At 60.7% G+C, this 9699-nt stretch carries 4 protein-coding genes; all 4 read right to left on the bottom strand.

All coding sequences use genetic code 11. The features are described from left to right. Positions 1-4 precede the first annotated feature (4 nt). The 4 genes from ACZCED_RS19745 to ppdK all read right to left on the bottom strand — a co-directional run bounded on the left by ACZCED_RS19745 (position 5) and on the right by ppdK (position 9041). Entirely contained in the window at positions 5-772 is a 768-nt protein-coding gene (locus ACZCED_RS19745) for an ABC transporter ATP-binding protein (protein WP_462970829.1), read from the bottom strand. An 88-nt stretch (positions 773-860) separates the two neighbouring features. Beyond that, complete coding sequence (locus ACZCED_RS19740) at positions 861-1595, bottom strand: FadR/GntR family transcriptional regulator (protein WP_462970828.1); 735 nt, start codon at positions 1593-1595, stop codon at positions 861-863. Positions 1596-2215: 620 nt separating this feature from the next. Beyond that, complete coding sequence (locus ACZCED_RS19735; protein ID WP_464861511.1) at positions 2216-6271, bottom strand: hypothetical protein; 4056 nt, start codon at positions 6269-6271, stop codon at positions 2216-2218. A gap of 37 nt (positions 6272-6308) precedes the next feature. Then, positions 6309-9041 (bottom strand): pyruvate, phosphate dikinase, encoded by a 2733-nt coding sequence (gene ppdK / locus ACZCED_RS19730; RefSeq protein WP_464861510.1) that lies wholly within the window; start codon positions 9039-9041, stop codon positions 6309-6311. Positions 9042-9699 lie beyond the last annotated feature (658 nt).

Genomic DNA, 9699 nt, shown 5'->3' with positions numbered 1-9699 from the left:
ATGATTATTTACTCGCCGGTTGACCCAGGTATGCTTCGATCACCTGGGGGCTGGACTGGATCTCTTCCGGCGTCCCTTCGGCAATCTTGACCCCGTGGTCAACGCACACAATACGATGACACACACCCATGACCACTTTCATGTCGTGCTCCACCAGGAGCACGTCGATCCCGAGTTCGCAGATCCGGGAGATATCCTTCATCAGGGCCGAACTTTCCGACGGATTCATGCCGGCGGCCGGTTCGTCCAGCAAAATCACCTTGGGTTGTGAGGCCAGCGCGCGGGCGATTTCGAGCCGCCGCTGCAGGCCGTAAGGCAGGTTGGAAGCCACCGTGTCCGCATACTTGTCCACGCCCATGAATTTGAGCGCTTCAAGTGCCTTGCCGCGTATGTGTCGCTCTTCCCTGCGCTGGGAAAGGGTGCGGAAGATGGCGCCCACCACCCCTTTTTTGGACCGGCAGTGCCGGGCCACCATGGCATTTTCAACCGCGGTCATGGCCGAAAAGAGGCGGATGTTCTGAAAGGTCCGGGCCACGCCTTTGGCGAATATCTCATGGGGGCGTTTGCCCAGGATGCTTTTGCCCTCGAAGCGCACGTTACCGCTGCTGGCCTTGTAGACACCGGTGAGCACATTGAACACCGTGGTCTTGCCGGCGCCGTTGGGACCGATGAGGCCCACGATCTCGCCGGAGTTGATCGAAAAACTCAGTTGGGACAGGGCCACCAGCCCGCCGAATCTTACCGTGATGTTATCCAATTCCAGATGTGCCATAATGCCGACCCGTTAATCCTGTTTTAATAAAAAAGCCCACTGCTGACCGGCCACGCGATGTTCACCATCGGCTCCGCGTGCGCCTTCATCAGCCATCCTTTTCGCGTTCATGCATCTGCATATACTCATTGAATCGTCTGACGTGGTTCCGGGCGACCGTACAGGCAGACTCCGCATCCCCCTTTTTCATCGCCGCCACCACACTTTCAAGATCCTGAAGATTTTCCTTCATCTCCGACTCTTCCTTAAAAAGCAGCTCGTCGAAATAGCGTCGGATGTTGTTGTGCATCGTTTTAAACAGGGAAATATAGATGGGGTTGCCGGTGATTTTGGCAAAGTACTGATGGATCCGTTGATCGGCTGACAGAAAATCAGGGACGCCCTCGGTGCCTCGTGCCAGGCATCGTCGGGCATTGTCGAGGAGCTTTTCCAGCGCGTCTATGTCCGATTTTTTCAAGCGTGCGGTTGCCAGCCGGACCACATCGCCCTCCACCCGCTCCCGGAATTCGGCGATGTGCTCCAATGACACTTGGTTGGAGCGAATCAGCAGGTCCAGGCTTTCGGCAACCAGATCCGAGGTAACCGTTTTAACCACGGCGCCGCCGCCCATGCCGAGCTTGATTTCGATGAGCCCTTTTTGTTCGAGCACGCGCAGGGCCTCGCGCAAGGTGCTGCGGCTGGTTTGAAGCATCTCCTTGAGTTCGCGCTCGGCGGGGAGCCGGTCGCCCACCTTCAACTGGCCGTCGATGATGGCTTCCTGGATCTGTTCGACCACATCCTGGAAAATCCGGTTCTGTTTGGCGGCGCGGAACAAATGGGTCATCGATCAGCAGCTCGATCCTGGGTGAACATCAGCGATGCAACGCTTTAACGAGGGCCTGAAACAACAAGGCCGCAGAGTGATGGATTGACTTTCGGAATGGTCAGACCATTTATTATAAATGCGCCCATCTGTCAAGATGAATTTTTTTATAAATTGCGTTTAGAATCTGCCTCGGATACAGCCGGTGAGGGCAGGTCTTGCCGGGGCCACACTGCCCCGCCTGACCTGAACCCTGTCCGCCGATCCGGTGCGCTCCGGTCCCTGTTCCGGCTTCCACCATGCGCATCCCGGCCTTCGGGTGGGTCTTGACCCCGGCAGCCGTACGGCGCGTACCGGCAGGTTTGTAAATCACGATGCATGCCAAAGGCTGAAATAGCGTTTATATATTATGAAACGAATAGGTTAACCTGGTTTCGACAGAAAAGGGAAAGCCTAAACAAATTGCAAAATTGTATTTTGGCGACGCGTATCGGCCGGTTTTGTGAGTTATCGAACCCTCCCCGGGGCACGCCGCGGGGAGGGTTCAGCCGGTGGTGGCGGTGCGGCTCGGCCGCGCAGGGAGTAAAATCGGTTTCCGGTTCGCTCGCCAACCTCGGCGCAAGCGACGGGCTTCGCGAGCGCTATTCCGGCTCACCCTTGGCCGGCCTGGGTTTGCGGCGCCACTTGACGGGTTTCCATAGCTGCCCGGTGGAAAAGCATCCCCAGGCCCAGCGCAGCCAGGACACCAGGCTGAAGGCCAGCCAGAGGGACCAGGCCAGCATGAGCAGGTGGTAGACCCACTGGGGCAGGCTCACCACCCATGGGGCGGGCATGATTGTGTCAATACGGTCCTGGGTCCAGTTCAGCTGAAAACGCGTGGAGTGGTTGCCGGCAATCTGCATGTCCGGGATACCCAGCAGGCCGCGTTCGATGGCGGTGTAGAGACCGGCCAGGGCCACTGCGGTCAGCACGACCAGCAGCAGCTGGACGCCGTTGAAAGCCAAGGCCTGTTCAGGTGCTTTGCGGCAGCGGATCCCCATGGCCATCAGCCAGCCCACGACCAGCAGGGCCACCACCGCCGGGACCTGGGTCAGACCGAGTCCCAGCAGCAGCCAGTGATGAGTGCGAAGGGGCGTGACCACGGTTTTCCCCAGGCCCACCGCCACAACTATCACCACGATCAGGTAGCTCCAGAACAGGACGGCCGGTCCCAGCCTGGGTCCGCCGGCCAGCAGGATCCAGCGATGGTCGGGCATGTAAAAAGTCACTTCCGCATTGACGGCCGCATCGCCCACGCCGACCTGGGGGCCCTTGACCCGGGTCATCGAATCGATCAACTGATTCCACTCGAGGATTACCGTCTGGCTGCCCGGTTCCAGCGGCACGGTTACCAGTTGGCCGTCCTGGCGGATGGGCAGGGTTTTGCCATCTATCGTGACCGTCTGCAGGTTGGCCTGCGCCGGCAGCTCGACCTGATGGTGCCCGCCTTTGCTGGAGCGGATGCCAAGGGTCAGCATGGCCCGTGAAAACCGCTGCCCGGGAGTCAGCGCCAGCAGCGACCGGTCCACGGTGACCGTCCGTCCGGTCACCGCCTGGGGGCGGGCCACGTCGATGCGAACCTGTTCACCCGGCCACGGGCGCCATTGCGGCTGCCAATTGCGGCCGGCATCCTGGTGGTGCACCGCGGTCAGGCCGGACAGGCTGCAGCGCCACATCGTCGCCGCATCCAGGACCCAGCTTTCCGTCCAGGGTACATCCGTGGGAGCGGTCAGCAGGATCGACGGCGCAATGGGAATCGTCGTGGCATACTGCGTCTCCATTTCATCCGGGCCCAGCGAGACCTGGGCACCCTGTTCGTCCACATGAATGCCGGGCGTGGTGACCGAGGCATTTTCCATCAGCGGGACGGACAGCAGCGCAGGAACTCCAGGTTCGGTAAGCCGGCGGATGTGTGTGGTCACTTCCCAACGGATACCCAGGTGCAGGGTGTGGGTTACATGGAAAAAGGCCGGAATATCGGTCCTGGACAATTCGGTGGGCGATTCCCTGTCGCCCTGCATGCGGCTCAGGGCAATCGTGGCGTCCATGGTGCCGTCCGGTCCGAATCCCCGGGCCTGCCATCCGACACCCGCATAGGTGCCGACGTGGGGGACGATGGGAAAGGTGATGCGAATCTCGTCGGCATTACCTGGCTGGCCGGTCATCTTGACCTGGTGAACCCCTTGCGGCAGAACCATCCACAGCGTGCCCCGGTCGTCCCGAGCCAGGCTTTTCACCATTTGATTGTCAAGCATGATCCGGTCTGGTCGCCAGGTTTCCAGGGTGGCGGGTAAGGGGACTGCTGTGTCCACCTGGGCGTGCATCTGCATGATCAGGCGAAGCTGGTCCGGGGTGGCTGCCAGCTCCAGCCGGCTCACGTCGGCACAGTGGGGCAGGCAGGGTGCCGGTTCGAGCACCCGCCGCCGGAGTTCGTCCAACAGGTGTTGGGGCGGAAAGGCCTGCCCGGCAGGTTCGGCCCGCAGCGACTGGGCCGGCGCCATGAAAACCAACGTGATAATCAGCGCGAAACCACCGGCGGCGACCGGTGCCGGCAGATGCCGGCGCCAGTTGCGTAGGTCCAGAAAAGCTGCGACCAGCAGACCCAGCAGCGCCACCCGGACCAATCCAAGGATCAGGTTCATGGCCGGTGAAACCAGCCACAGGCGAATCTGCTGGGTGCGGTCCACCGGTCCGTTCCAGCGAAGCTGGACGGATCGCCACTGCCACGCCGGCAGTCCGGGACCGGTCTGTATCAGGGCGTCGGGATCCGAGAGCAAGCGGGCCTGACGGGGTGCCGGTTGCGCCTCGGCCAACTGGATCTTGTCCGTGGCCTTGAGGAGCCGTTTGCCGACCGAAGCCGGTTCAGGCGTGGCCGCCACCCGGGATTCAAGCGTCCTGCCAACACCGGTATCCGCCGACTGGTAATGGCGTCCATCCCCTGCCTGGGCCAACTGGGGATAGATGGCGGTGCGGACTTGCTGCACCATGAATGGCAGCGTGATGGCGACCAGCGCAACCACCGCCCCGGCGCCCCACAGCTTGACGACGGCCTTAAACCAGCCATCGGGAAGGTATTTCAACAACGCGGCCACAGCCAGCAGGTGAAGCCACACCTGTTGCGGTGCACCCGGCTCGTGGAATGTCAGCACCAGCGTCGCCAGGGCCAGCAGGCCTGTTGCCCGGTTGCGTATTTGATAGGCGCTGACGGCGATGATCAGGACCAGGAAAAAGTCCAACAGGGTCCAGCGCTGGAGCCATGCCCCGGGAGGAACATCCACACCGGCGGCGGAGAACAGGGTCCAGCCCGGGGGCAGGTGAAGCACGCCGCGCAGGCTTTTAAAATCGTGATCCCAGCCGATGGCGGGAACGATCGATGACGTTCGCGCCAGGCGGCTGTCCGCCTCCAGGTTCAGTTGACCGCGGCGCAGCTGGACGCCGGGCGAGGGCCCCTCCCCCTGAAGAGTGATCAGCTGATCCTGACCATCCACGGCCACCCGTCCCAATTCCATGGGCGCCGGCATGGACAAGTGCCAGGTTCGGCTCAACGTGCCGCCGATGCGGTCATGGATCGTAAACCCGGACCCATCAAAATCCAGCCACCAGGTGCGCACCAGGTCCAGCTGATCCGGCGCCGGATCCGGGTCGCCCCTGCGGAGAACCTCGAAGGAGAGGGCGGCGCCGGGTTTGAGTTGGTAGGCGGCAAACCCTTTCCACTCGTCGGGCATGCGGGTTCGCGACGGCTCGATCGTCGGCGCACCCAGAACCTTCACCATGCGCAGCCCATTGAAGGCCTTGAAAGACCACACCTCATCGCCGTAGCGACCCTCCCCCGTGGAAAGGCTTTTCACCGGACCCTCCAGACGTACCGTCACCCGGACATCCCAGCGGCCGGGGCGGGCCTGGATCAGCAGGTCGCCCGTATGGGTCAGGCGGGCGGGCAGCGGGCTGTCGATTTTCATCGCCGTGGCGCCGTCGGGCAGCAGAGAGGCCAAGCGGATTTCGCGGGGCCGGCCGGAGACCTCGAGCAGGATCCGGGTGATCAGCCGCATGGGGATGTCATCCTCGATCAGCCGGAACAGGTCGGCCGTCATGGAGTCTTCCCGCCGGGCGGTTCCGCCTTGGCCGTGCAGTCGGAGGTGGCCGTTGGGATCAAGGTCGGGGTCGGCGATTTCCCGGTCGTCGACGGTCAAAGACAGAATGCCTGTGGACGCCGGGACCTGGAGAACTTCCGGAAGCGCGTTCCAGACGAAGGCCCCTTTGACCGGGTACTCCCCGGGTTCCATCCAGATGGACGGACGACCGTCGCGGTCCACCACGGGAAGCGCATGGTTGCCGTCGGATACCGATTCGGGCCAGTGGGCCTGGTCGCCCGGAAGGGTCACCCAGGTGGAGGCATATACAATCACCTGCTGTTCGAACAGGCCGCCCAGGCTTCCCACATCTACGGTCAGCCTCGACGGCCACCAGCAGCGTCGAATCGTCCCGTCGTCAAATTGGGTGGGGCATGACCAATCCGCTTGGTCGTGAAGCACCCATTCCCGCCAGGGCTCCAAAGATGCGGGAATGTCCGGTGCTTTTGACACTGCTGCGGCCACACTCCCGCTGAAAACCAAACACAACGTGAACAGGACAACGACGATCGTTCCTGCGCGGATCATGGCACCTCCTGGATCATGGCGGAGACTTATCTTCTCATCAGCCCCTTGTTTTCATTTTGTCACGCAGGGCGGCATGGGCCGCCGCCAGCCTGGCGATAGGCACCCGGAAGGGGGAGCAGGAAACATAGGTCAGTCCCAGTTCATGGCACAGCGCGATCGACTTGGGATCGCCGCCGTGTTCGCCGCAGATGCCGCATTCCAGATCCGGTTTCGCGGCCCGGCCTCTCCGCACGGCCATGTCGATGAGCGCTCCCACACCGTCCCGATCCAACGTGGCAAAGGGGTTGGCGGGGAGGATGCCGGATTCCATGTATTCGATGAGAAACCCGGTTTCCGCGTCGTCCCGTGAGATGCCGAAGGTGGTCTGGGTCAGGTCATTGGTGCCGAAAGAGAAGAATTCCGCATGCTCGGCGATCCGGTCGGCCGTGAGGGCGGCACGGGGCAGCTCGATCATGGTGCCGAACTTATAGGCGATCTCCATTCCATTCTCGGTCATGACGGCCCTGGCCTCGGCCTCCAGCACCGAGCGCTGGCGGACCAGTTCGTTGACGTGGCTGGTGAGCGGGATCATCACCTCCGGGTGCACGTCGATGCCCTCTTTCACCACCAGGCAGGCGGCTTCGAAGATGGCCCGTACCTGCATGGTGGTCAGTTCCGGTATGTAAATGCCCAGTCGAACCCCCCGCAGGCCCAGCATGGGGTTGGCCTCCCGCAGGCTCTGGGCCCGCTTGCGCAGCTGTTCCTTCTGGCGGATTTCCGCAAGCAGCGCATCGATGGCGGCCATGTCCGTTGCGTGCTTGAGCCGGATTTTCAGGTCGGCCAACTCGGATACCAGCTCAACCAGGTCCGGCAGGAATTCGTGCAGCGGCGGATCGATCAGGCGGATGATCACCGGCCGGCCCTTCATGACCCGGAACAGGCCGGCAAAATCCTGCCGCTGGAACGGCAGCAGGGCGGCCAGGGCCTCTTTGCGCTCCACGGGGTAGTCGGTCAAAATCATCCGCTGAAAGTGGGGCAGCCGGTCGGTTTCGAAGAACATGTGCTCGGACCGGCACAGGCCGATGCCCTGGGCACCATACTCCAATGCCCGGCTGGCGTCACGGGGGTAATCGGCGTTGGCCCACACCCCCAGGGTTCTGAATTCGTCTGCCCAGGAGAGCAGTTTGATCAACCACGGGTCTTTGATGTCCGGGACCATGGTATCCAGCTTGCCTTCATATAGCACACCGGTAGTCCCGTCGATGGAAATCCACTGGCCTTCGTGGATGGTCTGGCTGCCGATGGTCATCAGTCGGTTGGTCAGGTCGATGGTGATTGCCGAGGCGCCTACCACTGCCGGTTTGCCGAATTGCCTGGCCACCAGGGCCGCATGGCTGGTGCGGCCGCCGCGGCTGGTGAGAATGCCCTGGGCAGCCAGCATGCCGTGCACGTCGTCGGGTTTGGTCTCCGGGCGGGCCATGATCACTGATTTCCCGTCGTTTTTGGCCCAGGCTTCGGCCATGTCGGCATCGAAGGCCACCTGTCCCACGGCCGCTCCCGGGGAGACGTTGAGGCCCCGGGCCAGCAGTTTGCCACCGGCGGTGGCCTTGGGGTCGAACTGCGGGTGAAGGAAAAAGTCCACTTGTTCCGGTTTGATCCGCAGCACCGCCGTCTGTCGATCGATCAATCCATCTTCGGCCATCTCAACGGCAATTCGAACCGCCGCCTGGGCCGTTCGCTTGCCGTCGCGGGTCTGGAGCATCCACAGTTTGCCTTTCTCGATGGTAAACTCCATATCCTGCATTTCCCGGTAGTGTTTTTCGAGCAGGCCGGCGATGCGTTCGAATTCGGTGTAGGCCGCAGGCATCTCCTCCTTCAAAAGGGAAATGTCCCGGGTCATGCGGATGCCGGCTACCACATCCTCGCCCTGGGCATTGGTCAGGTAGTCGCCTTCCAGATGGTTTTCCCCGGTGGAACCGTTGCGGGTCATGGCCACACCGGTGGCGCAGTCATCGCCCATGTTGCCGAAAACCATGGTGACGATGCTGACTGCCGTGCCCAGGCTGTGATCGATGCCGGCTGCCGTGCGATAATCCACTGCCCGCTTGCCGTTCCAGCTTTTAAACACTGCCTCGGTGGCCATTTTGAGCTGCTTGAATGGATCCACCGGAAAGTCGTGGGTCGTGTGACGGCGGTACAAGGCTTTAAACTGTTCGGTCACCTTTTGCCAGTCGTCTGCCGACAGCTCGGTATCCTTTTCAACGCCGGCAGCCCTGCGGGCGGCCGTGATCACCGCTTCGAACGGTTCGTCGTCGATCCCCATAACGACACTGCCGAACATCTGGATCAGTCGCCGGTAGGCATCGTATACGAAACGGGGATCGTCGGTGAGGCGGATCATGGCCGCCACCGTCTGGTCGTTGAGGCCGATGTTGAGCACCGTATCCATCATTCCCGGCATGGAAAACTTGGCACCGGACCGGCAGGAGACCAGCAGGGGATTCTCGTCGCTGCCAAAGCGCTTTTCCGTCTTGGCTTCAACTGTTTGAAGTGCTGACAGGACCTGGTCCCACATACCCTTGGGAAAGGTTCCGCCGGACTTGAGGAAGGCATTGCAGGCCTCGGTGGACACAGTAAATCCGTGGGGAACCGGTAATCCGATGCGAACCATTTCAGCCAGGTTTGCCCCTTTGCCGCCCAGCAGCCCCCGAACGGCATCTGCATCCTCGCCCACATGCTTTTTTACGGCATCCAGTTCGTCAAAGCCAAAGACCCATTTTTTGGTTTTCATTCCCACCTCCATGTGTTGCCAATTGGCCGAGCTGTTTTGTGGTTGACGGAGAAATGGCGACCGGTAGAACCTGCCGTAACCTTACGGCCCTTTACCACCACGACGGGGTTCTGCCAAAGGACGGCAACGATTCCTGCTTAATGCGAGCGACGAAGAAATGGAAGCGATCCAGCGTTTTTACAATGAGCCAATCGTTCCGGGGCAGGGTCGGGGTTCCGGTCATCAATGATTTCACACCGGGTGAATTTATTTCGGACCGGGGTCCCCCTGGTTCACAAGGAATCTATTGGATCGCTTCATGAGTTGAGCGCAATTTTAGCCGGTTGGTTGGAATTTTGCAATTTTATTTCGAGGGCCCAAAAAGGAAACGGTTAATCGGGATGAAGCCGATTAACCGTTAAGGAGGAGAACAGATGAAAATTATTAGGTTGAAATTAAGGAAAAGCAAACATCTTGCCAAATTTAGTTTTTAGGGCGAAAAAATAATTGATCGGTGCTAAAAATTAATAAAATTAAACACCTGTTGTTTTTTCTGGGTCGTTGTCGCCTGTTTCCCAGAGAGATCAAGCGCCGGATCACGATGCGAAAGGTTCAAAATCATAAACCCGGTTTTGGGCATATCACGGTATAACATATTAATATTTATTGTAAAAAACAA

The sequence above is a fragment of the Desulfosarcina sp. genome, from assembly GCF_055467485.1.
This window is presented reverse-complemented; position numbering and strand designations above follow the sequence as displayed.